The 1,482-nt window shown below is 51.7% G+C and carries 1 protein-coding gene; it reads right to left on the minus strand.

Going from position 1 to position 1,482, the window contains the following annotated elements:
- Positions 1-352: 352 nt before the first annotated feature.
- On the minus strand, positions 353-1,482 hold a 1,130-nt coding region (locus CSZ94_RS27240), incomplete at its 5' end, for a tyrosine-type recombinase/integrase (RefSeq protein ID WP_219726064.1).

Here is a 1,482-nt window from a genome sequence, read left to right on the forward strand (position 1 = left end):
ACAAACCACGTTCACTTTCGCCGCTTACAACCTGACGCGCATGGCGACGATCTTTGGCTGGCGTTTATCGGCGGTGGTTGGATAACTCCGTCCATAGAGTACGGAAAGCGCTAAAAAATGTCAAAAAACGGCCTGAAAAGTGGCTGAAAACTGCTTTTTAGGAAAAATGCGGCTTCCAGCCCGAAAAATTCGCATGTCTGGCGACAAAATCCGAAGGACTGGGGTCCTTTTTCAACACCCTGTTAATCCAAGTACTAGCTGCGTATTAAATTGACTACATCCGTTGTAGTCAACTTAACTACACTGATGTAGTTAAATTGACTACGTACGACACTCTGAAAATGGTTTTTTGCTAAGTTTTTTGCGAGAAAGAAGCTAAAAACTTAGCTTGGACGTCGGGCGGCAGGGCGTCGAACAAATGCTGCGCACGCGCAAGAGCGAGAGCGGGTGGAAGCTGATTGTTGACATCGGCATCCGCATCGAGAAGATGGATACGAGAATGTTCGTCCAATGCGTCCCGCGCGCGGTCGTGAAGGGTAAGATTTACGCGATACTGCTCGACGCCCTCGAGCGTTCCGTGACCCGACTGGTGCTGCATGACACCGAGCTCAAGTCCGGACTCAAGCCCCCGGGAAAGGGCTTCTTTGCGCATGACGTGTGCCTTGAAGTCAGCACCGACATACCCCAGCTTTTTGAATTGCCGGACAGGCCAGGCGTAATTATAAGGAACCAGAGTGCCGGCCTTACTGACTGTGTGAAAAAGGTAGGGTGAATCGGACAACGCCGCCTGGACAAGTTGTACGGATACAAGCTCTACAGCAGTTGGAGACATATGTACAATTCGAGTCGTGCCATTTTTAGTGTTACGCAAGATGCAATCACGAGAAGCCAAACGAATGTCCGAGACCCGGAGCTGCGCAAGTTCGCCGGGACGACAGTAAAGTTCAAGCTGAGTGAGAAGAAAACGAGAAACGGTGCGATGTTGGTCAGACTCTGCTCGTTCAGCAAGTAGTTTAAGATTGACGGATTCATCAGGCTCCAGCCGTCGCTCAGTCTTCGGACCACGCTTGCGCCGTATGCCGGAAAGCGGGTTATGCGTAAAAACCTTGCATTCCATTGCCCAAACGAAGACCTGCGACAAGGCGGCGAGCTCAATGCGCACAGCGTCTGCACCTAAGCGCTTGCCGGTGCGAGCGCTAATAGACTTACGACGCTTGTCGCGGTAATCAGTGATTACGCTAACGTTGCTTGCCAAAAACTCAAGAGTGTAGTCTCCCAGTTCTGCAACCAGTACAGCGCAAGCGCGAGCGTAACCGCGACGCGTAGGCGATTTCAGGTCTGCAAAGACAGAAGAGTGTTGGCGCCGACCTAAAATTGACCCACCGCGCCGATCCAAATTTGACCCAGGGCGGGGTGCTGCATTCTTGAGTTGCAGCTGTGGATAAGTGTACCAAATAGCGAAGTGGAATTCGTGGAGGGCGA

It is taken from the genome of Janthinobacterium sp. ROICE36, from assembly GCF_002869965.1.
Classification (GTDB): Bacteria; Pseudomonadota; Gammaproteobacteria; order Burkholderiales; family Burkholderiaceae_D; genus Janthinobacterium.